Annotated in this window: 14 protein-coding genes; 13 read left to right on the top strand and 1 reads right to left on the bottom strand. The window is 57.1% G+C overall.

Features of this window, described 5'->3' with window-relative positions:
• Positions 1–21: 21 nt before the first annotated feature.
• Positions 22–258, bottom strand: coding sequence for a DUF2626 family protein (locus ACFSW5_RS13075; RefSeq protein ID WP_379273629.1), 237 nt, complete (start codon positions 256–258; stop codon positions 22–24).
• Between the two features lie 303 nt (positions 259–561).
• Here ACFSW5_RS13075 and ACFSW5_RS13070 point away from each other — a divergent pair, with 303 nt between their 5' ends.
• From ACFSW5_RS13070 to ACFSW5_RS13010, 13 genes are all read left to right on the top strand, one after another.
• Positions 562–1,209: an RsfA family transcriptional regulator gene (locus ACFSW5_RS13070; RefSeq protein WP_379273627.1), complete on the top strand. Its 648-nt coding sequence runs from the start codon at positions 562–564 to the stop codon at positions 1,207–1,209.
• 93 nt (positions 1,210–1,302) lie between these two features.
• Entirely contained in the window at positions 1,303–2,283 is a 981-nt protein-coding gene (locus ACFSW5_RS13065; RefSeq protein ID WP_379273625.1) for a ketopantoate reductase family protein, read from the top strand.
• Between the two features lie 22 nt (positions 2,284–2,305).
• Complete coding sequence (locus ACFSW5_RS13060) at positions 2,306–2,698, top strand: DUF3397 domain-containing protein (protein WP_379273900.1); 393 nt, start codon at positions 2,306–2,308, stop codon at positions 2,696–2,698.
• A 263-nt stretch (positions 2,699–2,961) separates the two neighbouring features.
• Positions 2,962–4,611 carry a bacillithiol biosynthesis cysteine-adding enzyme BshC gene (gene bshC, locus ACFSW5_RS13055; RefSeq protein WP_379273623.1) on the top strand — a complete coding sequence of 550 codons (1,650 nt, stop codon included), beginning with the start codon at positions 2,962–2,964 and terminating at the stop codon, positions 4,609–4,611.
• A 1-nt stretch (position 4,612) separates the two neighbouring features.
• A complete protein-coding gene (locus tag ACFSW5_RS13050; protein WP_379273620.1) occupies positions 4,613–5,869 on the top strand; it encodes an adenosylhomocysteinase in 1,257 nt (418 codons plus the stop codon).
• Between the two features lie 122 nt (positions 5,870–5,991).
• Positions 5,992–6,984 carry an arginase gene (rocF, locus tag ACFSW5_RS13045; protein ID WP_379273617.1) on the top strand — a complete coding sequence of 331 codons (993 nt, stop codon included), beginning with the start codon at positions 5,992–5,994 and terminating at the stop codon, positions 6,982–6,984.
• 136 nt (positions 6,985–7,120) lie between these two features.
• Entirely contained in the window at positions 7,121–7,558 is a 438-nt protein-coding gene (gene mraZ, locus ACFSW5_RS13040) for a division/cell wall cluster transcriptional repressor MraZ (protein ID WP_379273615.1), read from the top strand.
• Between the two features lie 30 nt (positions 7,559–7,588).
• A complete protein-coding gene (gene rsmH, locus ACFSW5_RS13035) occupies positions 7,589–8,539 on the top strand; it encodes a 16S rRNA (cytosine(1402)-N(4))-methyltransferase RsmH (protein ID WP_379273612.1) in 951 nt (316 codons plus the stop codon).
• Between the two features lie 54 nt (positions 8,540–8,593).
• Positions 8,594–9,001, top strand: a complete 408-nt coding sequence (gene ftsL, locus ACFSW5_RS13030) for a cell division protein FtsL (protein ID WP_379273609.1) — start codon at positions 8,594–8,596, stop codon at positions 8,999–9,001.
• A 5-nt stretch (positions 9,002–9,006) separates the two neighbouring features.
• Positions 9,007–11,208, top strand: coding sequence for a penicillin-binding transpeptidase domain-containing protein (locus tag ACFSW5_RS13025; protein ID WP_379273607.1), 2,202 nt, complete (start codon positions 9,007–9,009; stop codon positions 11,206–11,208).
• A gap of 210 nt (positions 11,209–11,418) precedes the next feature.
• Positions 11,419–13,356, top strand: coding sequence for a stage V sporulation protein D (locus ACFSW5_RS13020; protein ID WP_379273605.1), 1,938 nt, complete (start codon positions 11,419–11,421; stop codon positions 13,354–13,356).
• 56 nt (positions 13,357–13,412) lie between these two features.
• Entirely contained in the window at positions 13,413–14,900 is a 1,488-nt protein-coding gene (locus tag ACFSW5_RS13015; protein ID WP_379273603.1) for a UDP-N-acetylmuramoyl-L-alanyl-D-glutamate--2,6-diaminopimelate ligase, read from the top strand.
• Positions 14,897–16,312 (top strand): UDP-N-acetylmuramoyl-tripeptide--D-alanyl-D-alanine ligase, encoded by a 1,416-nt coding sequence (locus ACFSW5_RS13010; protein ID WP_379273600.1) that lies wholly within the window; start codon positions 14,897–14,899, stop codon positions 16,310–16,312. Before ACFSW5_RS13015 ends, ACFSW5_RS13010 begins: the two co-directional genes overlap by 4 nt.

Below are 16,312 nucleotides of genomic sequence, written 5' to 3'. Positions count from 1 at the left end.
AAGATCAATGCCGGCTACCGGTTAGAACGGATTGTCGTAAACAAAGACGGACCAGTAGGAGAAGCCGATAAACGCAACGATCATATATCCCCAGAACATCATAACATATGTTCTTTCCGTAAATTTTAAGTAACCGAGAAAAACGAACGCGGCGGCTTGGACAAAAAACAGGATCGAAAATTCGATCATATGTCCGGCGTAAGCCATCAGCGCGATGAGCAAGCAAATAAAACCGAGCACCCGGTACATGCGAGCCATGAACATCCCCCTTTCCAGTAGAGCCGTTTTTTTCTAAATTCATTATAGCGCTTACGCCAATTGCTGTAAATCCGATTGTTTCAAAGCAGGTTTAGTTTTTTTTCCAGGCATCCGTTTTATTCGCGAAAGTCCGACAAATTGCGCATCGCCGCGCCCGAATCCGCCGCTATCCTCCATTCGCTCGCGACAGGTATGAGCGCATTGAAAATTGGATATACAATTTAGTATCCAATAGATTCTATGAACTCTACCAAGGGCATAGAGATAAATAAGCGCCTTTTAACGTTAGGAGGTTTTGGCTCTATGACAGCCGTCAGACAAGATGCTTGGAGTCCCGATGACGATTTGATTCTCGCCGAGGTGACTTTGCGCCATATTCGCGAAGGAAGCACGCAGCTCGCTGCGTTCGAGGAGGTAGGAGAAAGAATCGGAAGGACTTCGGCTGCATGCGGATTCCGCTGGAACAGCTGCGTCCGCAAAAGATACGAAGAAGCGATTCAAATTGCCAAGCAACAGCGGCAAAAAAGGAATTATTTAAAAAAACAGACGGTTGCAGTTCCGCATGTTTCGTCTTTATCTGTTTTTGAAACGGACGAAAGGTCTTTTAAATCGGATGTAACCATAACGGAAGATACGTTGTCGATCGACACGGTGATCCGGTTTTTGCGCCAATGGAAAACAACCTATCAGGAGCTGAACCGGCAAATCAAAGCGTATGAGAAGGAACTGAAAGAGAAGGAAGACGAGATTTACCGGCTGCAGTCCGAGAACGAAAAATTGTCCAAAGAAGTCAATAACGTGCAGACGGATTACCGCGCCGTAAATGACGACTATAAGACGCTGATTCAAATTATGGACCGGGCCCGCAGGCTTACGGTATTGAATCAGGACGAAGAAGCGAAGCCGCGCTTCAAGATGGACGCAAACGGCAATTTGGAACGAATTGAATAGAAACGAAGGGGAGGTCCGCCGTCAGCGGGCTTCTTTTGCTTTTGGCGGTGTGCGATAATAGAGCGGGAAGAAGATGATACGGGGAGAGAGAAGATGAGAATCGACATTGTGGGCGGCGGCGCGATCGGCTTGCTGTTTGCGGCGAAGCTGGCCTTGGCGGGGCAAGAAGTAACGGTATGGACGCGTACGGAAGAGCAGGCGAGGCAATTGAGGGATAACGGCATTACGCTGGAAGCCGGAGAACGAAGACAATCGGCGGCCGTGCGGGCATGCTGTTTGGATACGGCGGATAACGCCGCCATCGGCCGCGACGACGGGAGCGTCGTGCTGCTCACCGTGAAGCAGCCGGACATTAACGGACGGCTCTTGGACAAGCTGGCCGTCCTGACGCAAGGCGCAGGCTCCCTCGTTGTCTGCATGCAGAACGGCATCGGCCATATGGAGCGCCTTTCGGAGAAGCTGCCGCATGCCCGCTTGCTTGCGGGCGTTACGACGGACGGAGCGAGACGGTTAAGCCCGGGCACGGTCCGTCATACCGGGGCGGGAGAGCTATGGATCGGATCCGCCGGTGAGTCGGCAGCGCATCCGTCAGACGGGACTCTCGCCGAAAATAGGCAGAAAATGTTCCTTGACAAGCTGAATTCGGCAGGATTTCGTGCGGCGTTGTCGAAAGATATGGACAATCGCGTTTTTCAGAAGCTGCTTATTAACGCCGTTATTAATCCATTAACCGCCATTTACGACGTTCAGAACGGCGAGCTGCCGCGGCATCCGATTCGATTGCGGCTGATGCGGGCCTTGTGCGCCGAGACGTCGGACGTGCTGGCGGCGGCCGGATTCAAGCAAGAGAACGGGTGGGAGAAGGTGCTGGGCGTTTGCGAAGCGACCTCGGCCAACGTATCCTCGATGCTTAGCGACGTTCGGGCGGGCCGCGAGACCGAGATTGCCTGGATCAACGGAGGAGTCGTCCGGTTGGCCGAGCGGCACGGTTTGCGGGCTCCGCTTAATGAAGCGGTAACCGGGCTTGTACTTGGACTTGCGCCATTCAGCTCAGACGAACGAACCGGATTATAAAAGGGGCGAATCAAGCGTGGAAATGTTATGGGAGGGGATTAAATCTCTATACGCCTATCTGGCGGTCATACCGGTTATTCCCTTTCTTTTGATCTATTACGGATATTCCTTTTTTTCGGATGACCGCAAAAAAGCGTTCCGGCTTGCAATGGACATTACGACCGGGCTTTTGATCGGCTGCGTGGCCGTATTGTTTAATCATCTGTTTAACGGGTCCTTTGGCCTTTACGGCATCATGCTGGTGATGCTGATCGGGGGCGGCTTGCTCGGCAACGCGCAATTCCGCAAAAGGGGAAAAGTCGACGCCGCGAAAGTGATTCGTGCCGTCTGGCGTTTGAGTTTTTTTATGATGAGCGTTCTTTATGTTGTTCTGATGGCGGTGGCCGTCGGCAAATCGATCTTTTTCCAAGCCTGACTATTGCGCCGGCTTATATGCGGATCGTCCGGTTCCTGTTCTTCTTTTTTATCGCCTCAGGTTTCAAGCCGAAACGGTTCGTCCTTTGACAAGGGCGATAAAGTCGTTTCGGCTTGTTGTATGTTTAAATTCAAAATTGTAACTTTTTTCGTTTCAGTTTTGACGGCGGGCTCGTCCTTTGTGTACAATCAAAACGAACGGCTGCCGAATGGCAGTAAAAAGGACTAATCGGTCTTATACAAATTGGAGGTTTAGGCTGCGCCATGAAAACAGAATTATATACAATGCCAAGCGCCCAGCCTTTGACGGAAGCGTATATTCGCCGGACGGATTCCAACCTGGATTCCTTGTTCGGCTACCATCCGGAGAGGGAAGAGGATTGGAGCAGGAGGCTGGAGCGTCTACGGGAACATCCCGAGACCAGGGCGGATGCCGCAAGCGTAGCCGAAGTACTCCGGGCCTATAATGAAGCGCACCGTGCGCATTCGAATGCGATGGTTGCGATTAAAGCGATCGCCGAAGGAGCTCCCGTCGTCGTCGGCGGGCAGCAGGCCGGATTGTGGACGGGGCCGATGATGGTCATCCATAAAGCGGTGACCATCATTCAAGCCGCCCGGCACGCTTCGCGGAAGCTTGGCGCGACCGTCGTTCCCGTGTTCTGGATCGCCGGGGAGGATCACGATTGGGACGAAGCGAACCATGCCTGGATCATGACCGGCGAGCAAAGCTTGCGCAAAATTTCGGTTCAGCGCCCGGAAGGGCCGCGGACCTCGGTAAGCCGGACGACGCTCGGCGAAGAAAGCTGGCGGGAGGCGCTGGAAGAGCTGGAGCAAGCCCTGCCGCATTCCGAGTTTAAGGAGGGCTTGCTGGAGCGGCTCCGGGAAGCGTCGGAAGGGGCCGCCACGCTGTCGGATCAGTTCGCGAACTTGCTGGCATCGCTGTTCAGCGAGCAAGGACTCGTGCTGATCGATGCGGACGACCGTTCGCTGCGGCGGCTGGAGGCGCCGATGTTCGGACGCATTCTGGAGCGCAACGACGATCTGGAGCAGGCTTATGCTGCCGCGGCCGAACGGATGACGTCGTACGGGTATCCGCTCCAGGCCGACGTCGTGGCGGGAAGCGCCAACTTGTTCCTGTTTCAGCCCGAAAGCGATGAGCGGACGCTGCTATACAAGAAGGACGGCTTGTACCAGGATCGGAAAGGCATTTCGTCGTGGAGCGCGGAGCAGCTGAAGCAACTCGCGGCGGAACAGCCGGACCGGTTCAGCAACAACGTGCTGACCCGGCCGCTTATGCAGGACTACGTGCTGCCTGTACTGGCGACCGTGCTTGGTCCGGGGGAGATCGCTTATTGGGGAACGACGGGCGATGCTTTCCGCACGCTTGGCATGGAGATGCCGATCGTACTGCCGCGGATGTCGTATACGCTGGTGGAAGGCACCGTCGACAAGCATATGGCCAAATACGGCCTTTCGTTCGAAGACGTATCCTTCCGGTTTGAAGAGCGTAAGGAAGCTTGGCTGAAGGAGCAGGACAATCTGGCCATCGAAGACCGGTTTGCTAGCGTTAAGAATGCTTTCAACGAGCTTTACGAGCCGATCGTCGGCCTTGCGGCCTCGGTGCAGCCGGGCCTTGCGAAGCTTGGCGAAACGAACCGGCAGAAAATCGTGGAGCAGATCGAATTTCTGGAAGCGCGGACGAAGGATGCATTCGCGAAGCAATACGAGGCTTCCATCCGTCAGCTGGACCGGATTCATACGTCGCTGCGCCCGGACGGCAAGCCCCAGGAGCGGGTGCTGAACTGTACCGTCTATTTGAACCGTTTCGGCTTCGGACTGATCGAGAAGCTGCTCGAACTGCCGTTCGACTGTTCCGGAAACCATTATCTAGTATATCTGTCACGGGAGGATTAGAATGAACGCACTTGAAAACAGCGTCGTCCGGGATATGTCGCTTGCGCCGGAAGGGCATTTGAAGATCGATTGGGCGAGCGCTCATATGCCGGTATTGAACCGGATCCGCGAGCAATTCGAGCGGGAACAGCCGTTCAAAGGGCTGAAAGTATCGATATGCCTTCACCTGGAAGCCAAAACGGCTTATCTGGCCAAAGTGATACAGGCCGGAGGGGCGGAGGTGACCATTACCGGCAGCAACCCTCTTTCTACGCAGGACGATGTGTGTGCGGCGCTCGTGGAGGATGGCATTACCGTCTATGCGAAGCATAATCCGGGAATGGACGAGTTCAAGCGGCTCATCTTGAAGGCGCTGGAATCGAAACCGGATTTGATCATCGACGACGGCTCCGATTTTGCGTCGATTTTGCACGGGGAGCATCCGGAGCTGGCGGTTAATATTCGCGGCGGCGCGGAAGAAACGACGACCGGCATTATTCGGCTGAAGGCGCTGCAGAAGGAAGGCATTCTGAAGTTCCCGATGGTGGCGGTCAACGACGCTTATTGCAAATATTTGTTCGATAACCGCTACGGCACCGGACAGTCGGCATGGGACGGCATCATCCGGACGACGAATCTGGTCGTTTCCGGCAAAACGGTCGTCGTCGTCGGATACGGCTGGGTCGGCAAAGGGATCGCGATGCGCGCGAAGGGGCTTGGCGCGAGCGTCGTCGTGACGGAGGTGGATCCGATCCGCGCCGTGGAAGCCTACATGGACGGGTTTGCGGTCCTTCCGATGCTGGAAGCGGCCAAAATCGGGGAAATATTCGTTACGGCTACCGGGAACCGCAGCGTCATAAGCGGCGAGCATTATGCCGTGATGAAAGACGGCGCCCTTCTGGCCAACGCGGGCCATTTCGACGTCGAGGTCAATAAGCCGGACTTGGCGGCGATGGCGGCGGAGGTGCGGACCGTTCGCCGCAACATCGAGCAATACCGGATGAAGGACGGTCGAAGCCTGTATCTGCTGGCGGAAGGACGGCTGGTCAATCTGGCCGCCGCAGACGGCCATCCGGCCGAAATTATGGACACGACGTTTGCCCTTCAGGCGCTTGGCCTGAAATACGTAAACGAAAACTACGACAAGCTGTCCCGCGAGGTCGTGAACGTTCCGTACGAGCTGGACGAGCAAGTGGCGAGGTTTAAGCTGGAGTCGCTGGGCATCTCGATCGACGAGCTTTCCGAAGAGCAGAAGGCATATCTGGACAGCTGGAAATAGAAGCGGCACTGCCGTTCTTTCAGGTGCATATCCTGAAGGGACGGCAGTTTTTTTTGGAAACGGCGGGATTGATTCAACTTTCCTTTACTACCACTCCAGTACTTCATGAGGAGGCACTAGCAATGGAGCGGGATGTGGAAGTGTTGTCGGTGCCTTTTGGCCTTGGCGCAGGCGTAAGCGGTAGCGAGCACGGTCCCGAGGCCGTCGTGGCGGAAAATTTGCTGCATAGGCTGCGGGCTTCGGGCCGGCGCGTCCGCCATCGGATTATCGAAGCGGACGGCGGTGCCGTTCGTTCCAAACGATCATCGGCCGTCTTCGGCGCTCCGGCTCCGGTCGATCGAAGCGGAGACTCCGGGGGAAAGCCGGGCGATGCGGGCTGCGCATTCCGTTCCGGAGCGAACGGCGGGCCGGAAGGAATGAAGCATGAAGCCGAGGTTCTGGCGATCAATATGCTTCTGGCGAAGGAAACGGCGGAAGCCGCAAAGCAGGGCAGGTTTCCGCTTGTAATCGGCGGCGATCACAGCATTGCGATCGGCTCGCTGGCGGGATTGGCCTCGCATTACCGCAAGCTGGGCGTCATCTGGTTCGATGCTCATGCCGATCTGAACACGGAGCTGACCAGTCCGTCCGGGAACATGCACGGCATTCCGCTTGCCGTAGGCTTGAACCGGAGCCGGCTTAAGCTTGCGGACGTATGGCGCGGCGCCATGCCGCTGCGGCCGGAACGGATGGCGATCGTGGCGGCGCGGGACATCGATCCGGGAGAGAAGGAACTAATCCGGGAAGCGGGCATCCGGTTGTTCGCCATGAAGGAAATCCGGGAGAGGGGAATCGAGCGCGTCATGCTGGAGGCGCTTCATATCGCCGGAAACGGCGCGGACGGCGTTCATTTCAGCTTCGATATCGACAGCGTGGATCCTCTTGAGGCGCCGGGTACCGGAACGCCGGTGCCGGAGGGGTTGACTTCGCACGAAGCGTATGCCGCTTTCGGCGTGCTGCGCCGCGCGGGCCGGATTACGTCGATGGACGCGGTAGAGGTCAATCCGCTTCTGGACGGAAGAGGCGGCCGTACGGCAAAGCTGGCGGCGAAGCTGATCGTTTCTTTGTTCAAATGATTTTTAACCTCGTGAAATATTTTCTAAAAATCCTTCTCATAAAGAAGGATTTTTATTTTAGGTGGCGAAGTACTCTAGTCAAGTGGGGAAAAGTGGAGCGAAGTGGTGAATTTGGGGGGAGAGGTGGAGCGGTCCGATGTTTATGGGCGAATATCAACATAGCATTGACGACAAAGGCCGCCTCATTATTCCGTCCAAATTCCGCGAAGGACTCGGAGCTTCTTTTATCGCCACCAGAGGTTTGGACAACTGTTTGTTCGTTTACCCCATGAACGAATGGGCCGTGCTTGAGCAGAAGCTGAAGACGCTGCCGCTTATGAAGTCGGACGCGCGGGCGTTTACCCGATTCTTCTTCTCCGGCGCGACCGAATGCGAGCTGGATAAACAGGGAAGGGTAAATATACCGGCTCATTTGAGAGAATATGCCAAGCTGGATAAGGATTGCATGGTGCTCGGCGTATCGAGCCGCGTCGAAATATGGAGCAAAGAGACGTGGAGCAGCTACTACGAGCAGTCGGAGCAAACCTTTAACGAAATCGCCGAGAAGCTGGTCGATTTCGATTTTAACTTCTAGGACGCGCATCAAGAACGGGAGGGCTATTACATGTTTCAGCATATAACAGTGCTGTTGGAGGAAGCGGTGGACGGTCTGGCGGTCAAGCCGGACGGCATCTACGTCGATTGTACGCTTGGAGGAGCGGGCCATAGCGAAAGAATCGCGTCCAAGCTCGGCGACGGGGGGCGTTTGATCGCTTTCGACCAGGATGATTTGGCGCTGGACAATGCGCGTGTGCGGCTTGCTCCCTATATGGATAAAGTTACGCTGATCAAAAGCAACTTTCGTTATTTGGAAGCGGAGCTGCGCGGGGCCGGCGTTCCGGTCAAGGACGGCGTGCCGCAGGTCGACGGCGTTTTGTTCGATTTGGGCGTTTCGAGCCCGCAGCTCGACGAAGCGGAACGCGGCTTCAGCTACAATCACGACGCTCCGCTTGATATGCGGATGGACCGCGACACTTTATTGACGGCCGAAGAAATCGTCAACGAATGGGACGAGCGGGAAATTGCCCGCATCTTATCCGTTTACGGCGAAGAAAAATTCGCCAGACAAATCGCCCGGGCTATCGGGCAAGCGAGAGCCAAAGCGCGGATCGCGACGACGGGAGAGCTGGTCGAGCTGATCAAGTCGGCCATTCCGGCCGCGGCGAGAAGGACGGGCCCGCATCCGGCAAAGCGTTCGTTTCAGGCGCTGCGCATCGCGGTCAACGACGAGCTTGGCGCAGAAGAGGAAGCGCTGGAGCAAGCGATCCGGTGCCTCGCACCCGGGGGACGGGTGTCGGTCATCACGTTCCATTCGCTGGAGGACCGGATATGCAAGCAGACGTTTGCCGATCATGTCGCAAAATGCACCTGCCCGCCCGATTTTCCGTTATGCGTATGCGGCAACGAAGGGACGCTGAAGCTCGTCACCCGCAAGCCGATCGTGCCGAGCGAAGTAGAGCTGGAGATGAACCCGCGTTCGCGTTCGGCCAAGCTCCGGGTGGCGGAGAAGCTGTAGACGGGCTGTTACGACCGGAAATGTTTTTAAAACGTTAATGAAGGAGGGGACGGCATGGCTTATACGACAAACGGGAATTTGGCGCTGCAGCCCAAAAAGAAAAACGACCGGCAGCCCGCCTATCGCGAGACGAGAAAGGTTGTGGTCAAGAAAAACCCGATACCGACGCGGGAGAAGCTGCTGTGGATGCTCTCGATCGCGGTGTGCGTCATCGTAGCGGGCGTCATTATTTTTCGCTATGCTCAAATTTACCATATGAATCTCGAAATCAAACAAATGAAAAACGAATACAACTCCATCAGCATCGAGCTGAAAGAGTTGGAGAAACAAGTCGAAACGCTTAGCAATCCGGAACGCATCCGGCAGATGGCCGAAGCGCAAGGCATGGTCAGCACGATGGACGGCGACATAACGGTGAATCCAGGCAAGGATGAGGCAACATCCGCCATGAATACAAGGTGATCGGGATGAGCAGAAGAATTCGATTGCGTACGCTGCTGTTTGGAGGGGTGATGACCCTCCTTTTTGCCGTTCTCATCAGCCGTATTTTTTGGGTGCAGGTCGTAAAAGGCGACGACTGGCTGGAAATGGCCAAAGACCGCTGGGCCGCTTCGGAAACGATCGACGCGAAGCGGGGCACCATTACCGACCGCGACGGCAACGTTCTGGCGATGGATTCGGTCGCATATACGGTCGCCGTTCAGCCGGAGGTCATTGCGGGGCTTGGCATTGAAGACGAGATCGTAGCCGGGCTTCACGATATTTTGGGCAAGCCGGAGTCGGAGCTGATGTCGCTTGTAACCGCCAAAAACGAAAAAGGCGAATATTACGCGCAGCGCGAAGTCCGCCCCGAGGGCTGGAAAATCGACAAGGAGACGGCCGACAAAATTACGGCTTTAAGCGACGAGCTGGAAAAGAAAACAGACAGCAAAAACGTCGGGATCCTGCTGATTAACGACCAGAAGCGCTATTATCCGAAAGGGACTATGGCTTCGCAGCTGATCGGGTACATAAGCAAAGAAGGGGAAGCCATAACGGGCGTCGAGGCTTATTTCGACGAGCAGCTGTCCGGCACGGACGGGAAGCTGAAATATTTGAAGGACGGCAAGCGGGTGCAGCTTGCGGAAGGCGAGGTGGAATATACGCCGGCGAAGGACGGCCAGAACATAAAGCTGACGATTGACGGCGACATTCAAGATTACGTGGAGGAAGCGATTAAGGAGGTTTATGATAAGTACCAGCCTAAGAGCATAACGGCGATCGCCGCCGACCCGAACACGATGGAAATTTTGGCGATGGCGAACTTGCCGACCTATAATCCAAACGATTACTGGAATTATAATTATGAAAATTTTTACAACCATGCGACCAAATCGCTGTACGAGCCGGGCTCTACCTTTAAAATCGTGACGCTGGCCGCCGCGGTGCAGGAAGGGCTGTTCAATCCGAACGACAGCTACCAGTCGGGCAGCATCTGGGTAGGCGGCTACGAGATTCGGGACATCAAACGCGGCGGGTGGGGCAACATCTCCTATCTGGAAGGGCTGAAGCGCTCCAGTAACGTTGCGTTTGTCAAACTGGGCCAAGCCTTGGGAGCGCAGAAGCTGTACGACTATATTACCGGCTTCGGCTTTGGGGCCAAAACGGGCATCGCCCTCGGGAACGAAGCGGCCGGGACGATCAACTTCCGCTTTAATTATCCGTCCGAAGTCGCGACGGCGGCGTTCGGCCAAGGGCGGGTGCAAGTGACGCCGATCCAGCAGGTGGCGGCCGTCGCGGCCGTCGCTAACGGCGGCAAGCTGCTGCAGCCGCAAATCGTGAAGGAAATTTACGATCCGGCTACGAAAACGACGCAACAAATCGAGCCGAAGCTCGTTCGGCAGGTCATCTCCGAAGAAACGTCGAAGAAGGTCGGCGAATATTTGGAGCAGGTCGTCTCCGACCAAGAGATCGGAACGGGGCGCAACGCCTACATCGAAGGCTACCGGGTAGCCGGTAAAACGGGCACGGCGCAGAAGGTTGTAGGCAGCGGTTATTCGGACGACAAGTTCGTCGTATCCTTTATCGGTTATGCGCCGGTAGACGATCCGAAAATCGTCGTTTATATCGTCGTCGACGAGCCGAACGATCCGGATGCGGGCGGCGGCGCGGTCGCCGCTCCGGCTTTTAAGGAAATCGTATATAAAAGCTTGAAGCATATGGGCGTTGCGCCAAGCTCGGTGGCGGCGGACGCCACGGAAGACCCGAAGGAAGCGGGCGTTGCCGTTCCCGATGTAAACGGCCTTGCGCTGCAGGAGGCGGAAGCGCAGCTTTCGCAATCGGGGTTGACCTTTACGGTCGTCGGCCAAGGCACGAAGGTGCTTCAGCAAATTCCGTCCGAAGGGTCGGCCGTGCAAGCGGGCCAGCGCGTTTATCTCATTACCGAGAAGCAGGAGTCGCTGAAAGTGCCGGATTTGACCGGGGCTTCCTTGCGCGACGCGGTTGAAGTGGCGTCCGTCATGGGATTGCTGCTGGAGACGGAAGGCGAAGGGTATGTCGTCAGCCAGAAGGAAGAGAAGAAAAACGGCCAGCGCGTACTGAAAATCGTGTTGGCTCCTCCTTCGCAATCGGCTTCTCCGCCGGAATCGGAAGACGCGGAAGCATCGCAGAGCGAGGAGCCTGCGGAATAACGGAATTTTAAGTTGAACAAATGCGTCTTGCCATTGAAAGAAAGAAGCTTAAAACAAGATGTCTGAAGCGGCAAGAGAATTCCTTTCGGAATGGAATGGCCGTCGATTATCAGGTTCAACTTATATAGCTTGTTCTATCCCCCTTTTGCGATGAATAGTCTGGGAATGAGCGTATGCTCGTCTGCAGCAAAGAAACGGAGGGGGAGCGGAATGAAAGTATCGGGCGTAACGTTGCGGCGGCGGCTGCTGATCGCATTAATCATTGCGATCGTCGCTTTTATTTCCTTGATCGTGCGCCTCGCTTATGTCCAGCTGTGGAAAGGCGGCGAAATCGCGGAGAGAGCGGAAGATTCCTGGCGGCGGAACATTCCTTATATGGGCAAGCGCGGCGAAATTCAGGACCGGAACGGGGTGAAGCTCGCTTACAACGTAAGTTCCCCGACCGTATGGGCGATTCCGGCCCAAGTGAAGGACCGCGAGGCGACGGCGGAGAAGCTGTCCGTCATTCTGGGCATGGACAAGGATACGCTTTTGAAGCAAATCTCAACGAAGCAGATGATCGTCGAGCTGAAGCCCGGCGGCCGCAAAATGACGCTGCAAAAGGCCGAGCAGGTGCGCGCTTTGGCGTTGCCCGGCATCGTGGTGGCGGAGGATAACAAACGTTTTTACCCATTCGGAAATTTGGCGGCGCAGGTGATCGGCATTACGGGCGTGGACGGCGGATTGACCGGCGTCGAGAAGCGATACGACAGCATGCTCAAAGCCGTTCGCGGCAGCGTTTCGTTTCTGTCGGACGCGCGCGGGCAGCAGATGCCGAATTCGTCCGATACGTATACGGAGCCGAAGGACGGCTTGACGCTGCAGCTTACGATCGACAAGCAAATCCAGGCTTCGATGGAAAGGGAGCTGGATCAGGCGATGACCGCGCTCAAGCCGGACGGGGCGATTGCGATCGCGATGGACCCGAATACGGGAGAAATACTCGGCATGGCCAGCAGGCCGACGTACGAGCCGGGCAATTATCAGGCGTTTCCTAGCGAGACGTACAACCGCAACCTGCCCATCTGGATGACGTACGAGCCCGGTTCGACGTTCAAAATTATAACGCTGGCGGCTGCCATTGAGGAAAAAAAGGTGAATTTGAAGCACGAAATGTTTTACGATCCCGGCGCGATCGAGGTCGGCGGCGCCAGGCTGCGCTGCTGGAAGAAAGGCGGTCACGGCAGCCAGACGTTCCTCCAGGTAGTCGAAAACTCGTGCAACCCCGGCTTCGTCACGCTGGGCCAGCGGCTGGGCAAGGAAAAGCTGTTCGAATACATTCACAATTTCGGCTTCGGCAAAAAAACCGGCATCGACCTGTACGGCGAAGAGAACGGGATTCTGTTCAAGCTGAACCAGGTCGGTCCGGTCGAGCTGGCGACGACGGCGTTCGGGCAAGGCGTATCGGTGACGCCGATCCAGCAGATTACGGCGGTGTCCGCGGCCATTAACGGAGGCACCTTGTATAAGCCGCATGTGGCCAAGGCTTTCATTAATTCCGCAACCGGCGAGACGGTTCAGGCGGTTCAGCCGCAAGCGGTCCGGCAAGTCATCTCGGAGGAGACGTCGAAGCAGGTGCGGGAAGCGCTCGAGAGCGTCGTCGCGAACGGCACGGGCGGCAACGCCTTCATCGACGGCTACCGGGTCGGCGGCAAAACCGGTACCGCCCAGAAAGTCGTTAACGGCAAATATTCGGCGAACGAGCATATCGTGTCGTTCATCGGGTTCGCGCCGGCCGACGATCCGAAGGTCGTCATTTACGTGGCGGTCGACAATCCGCAAGGAATCCAATTCGGCGGCGTCGTGGCGGCTCCGATCGTGCGGAGCATGATGGCCGATGCATTAGAAGTATTAGAGGTGCCGAAACGGACGGGCCAACTCAACAAGAAATACAAGCTGGGCGAGGCTCCGTACGTTACGGTTCCGAATCTCGTCGGCAAAACCGTATCCGACATTTATGAGGATATGAACATGAATTTTAACTTGACATCTGCCGGCTCCGGAAGTACGGTTATTCGGCAAGCACCCGCCGCGGGGGAACGCGTTCCGAAAGGTTCGACCATCCGCATTTATTTGGGTGCCGGCGATGATACAACGCACTCCCATTGACCATAATGGTTATAGTTGGGAATTGCGGCGCGTAAGGACGAAGGGAGACAATTACGATGCAATTAGGCGAACTATCGAAGCTGCTCATTACGGCAAAGCTGTACGGCGACGATAAGACGTCCGTCACGGGCGTGGAGGTCGATTCGCGCAAGGTCAAGGAGGGTGATTTGTTCATCTGCTTGCCGGGCCATACGGTCGACGGCCACGATTATGCGCCGCAGGCGCTGGAGCGCGGGGCGGCGGCCATCGTCGCGGAGCGGAAGCTTGATCTTGACGTTCCGCAGCTGATCGTCGCGAGCAGCCGCCTTGCCATGGCGGTGATCGCGGACCATTACTACGGCCATCCGAGCCGTCATATGAAGCTGATCGGCGTTACCGGCACAAACGGCAAAACGACGACTACATATTTGATTGAACGGATTATGAACGATAACGGTTATCCGGCCGGCGTCATCGGCACGATCGAAGCCCGTTATGCGGGCAAGACGCTGCCGATGTCCGGCACGACCCCGGAGGCGCTGGGCCTGCAGCAATATTTGGCCGAGATGAAGGAAGCGGGGACGAAGGCGGTCGCGATGGAAGTGTCCTCGCATGCGCTGGAGCAAGGCCGCGTCAAAGGCTGCCGGTTCCGGACCGCCATCTTTACGAACTTGACCCAGGATCATCTCGATTACCATCAGACGATGGAGAAATACGCGGCGGCGAAGGAGCTGTTCTTCTCCCGCCTCGGCAACGAGTACGCTTCCTCCCCGGATGAACGGTCGTACGCGGTGCTGAACGCGGACGACCCCGTCAGCGAGCAATTCGCCAAGGCAACCGCCGCCGAGGTGCTGACCTACGGCATCGAGAACGGTGCGGACGTTCGCGCCGAGCATATCCGGATTACGTCCCGCGGCACGTCCTTTACGCTGCGGTCGTTCCGCGGCGACGCCGAGCTGACGCTGCAAATGGTAGGCAAGTTCAACGTGTACAACGCGCTTGCCGCCATAACCGCCGCTTTGATCGAGGGCATTCCGGTGGAGCGCATCAAGGCGAGCCTCGAAGCGGTTTCCGGCGTGCCCGGCCGCGTGGAGCCGGTGAACGAAGGGCAGCCGTTTGCGGTCATCGTCGATTACGCGCATACGCCGGACGGCTTGGAGAACGTGCTGAAGGCGGTGAAGGAGCTTGCGCCCGAGCGGCTGTTCTGCGTATTCGGCTGCGGCGGGGACCGCGACCGGAAGAAACGCCCGATTATGGGCCGGATCGCGGCGCAATATGCCGATTACGTCTTCGTAACGTCCGATAATCCGCGGACGGAAGATCCCGCGCTTATTTTGCAGGACATTAAAGCCGGACTCGCCCAAGACGGCGTGCCGGAGGACCGTTACGAGCTGATCGTCGACCGCCGCTCCGCCATTGAAAAAGCGATTGAAAAGGCAAGCCCGGGGGATGTAGTATTGATTGCGGGAAAAGGTCATGAAACGTATCAAATTATCGGAACCGTGACGCATCCGTTCGACGACAGGCTCGTGGCCAAAGAAGCGATAAGGGGATTGTTACATTGATTAAACGCCGATTAGAACAAATCGCCGCCATGTGCGGAGGAGAGTGCTCCCCGGCGCATGCGGACATCCAAATAGCCGGTGTAGGCAAGGACACACGCCAGCTCGAGAAGGGATCGCTTTACGTCCCGCTCGTCGGCGAGCGTTTCGACGGGCACGATTACGCGGGGGCAGCGATTGCCCAAGGCGCCGCGGCCTCGCTCTGGCAGCGGTCCAAGGAGGTGCCGGCGGATCTGGACGGCGCGCCGCTCGTATTCGTGGACGATACGCTCGCGGCGCTGCAGCGGCTGGCTGCGGCGTACCGCGCGGAGCTGCCGGTCAAGGTGGTCGGCATTACCGGGTCCAACGGCAAGACGACGACGAAGGATATGGTCGCGGCCGTGTTGTCCAAGAAGCTTCGCGTTCATAAAACGGCCGGCAATCTGAACAACCATATCGGGCTGCCGCTTACGGTGCTCCAATTGGACGAGACGGTCGACGCGGCCGTGCTGGAGATGGGCATGAGCGGCTTCGGGGAAATCGAGCTGCTGACGAAGATCGCAAGGCCCGACATCGCCGTCATTACGAATATAGGCGACGCCCATCTGCTGCAGCTGGGCTCGCGCGAAGGCATTGCGAAGGCGAAGCTGGAAATCGCCGCGGGGCTTCGGGACGGCGGCTTGCTTCTGTACAACGGCGACGAGCCGCTGCTCAGGGAAGGCGTCCCGCGGTTAAGCTTGCCGCCGGGAAGCCGCACGGGCACGTTCGGCTTGTCCGAACGGAACGACTGGTCGCCTTCCCGCATGACGATTGGCGCGACGTCTTCCGCGTTCGGCGTCCGGCGTACGGATAGCTGGGACTCGGAGTCGGAAATCGTCATTCCGGTTCCCGGCCAGCATAACGTCAGCAACGCCCTTGCGGCCGTCGCCGTCGCCCGATCGTTCGGGCTGACCGAAGAAGAAACGGCGGAAGGATTGTCCAAGGGGCTGACGCTGACCGGAATGCGCATCGAGCCGACCGCCGCATATAATGGCGCGATGATTCTGAACGACGCGTACAACGCCAATCCGACGGCCGTAAGAGCGGCCATTGATCTGGTGGCGCAGCTGCAGGGCTTCCGCCGCAAATGGATCGTGCTCGGCGACATGCTGGAGCTTGGTCCCGAAGAAGCGAAGCTGCACCGCGAAATCGGGGAGTACGTGACGCCCGCCAAAGCGGATAGGCTGGTCGCGTTCGGCCCGTTGTCCCGGCATACCGCGGATGGGGCAAGAGAGTCGTTCGGGGCCGATGCCGGCGAGCGGGTCAAGCATTTCGACGATCAGGGCGAGCTTGCCGGCTGGCTGAAGAGCGAGCTTGCGCCGGACGATCTGGTGCTCGTGAAAGGCTCGCGCGGCATGCGCATGGAACAAATCGTACAGGTATTGGAAGCGAGGTAA

Source organism: Paenibacillus thailandensis (genome assembly GCF_042685365.1).
Lineage (GTDB): Bacteria > Bacillota > Bacilli > Paenibacillales > Paenibacillaceae > Paenibacillus_AP > Paenibacillus_AP thailandensis.
This window is presented reverse-complemented; position numbering and strand designations above follow the sequence as displayed.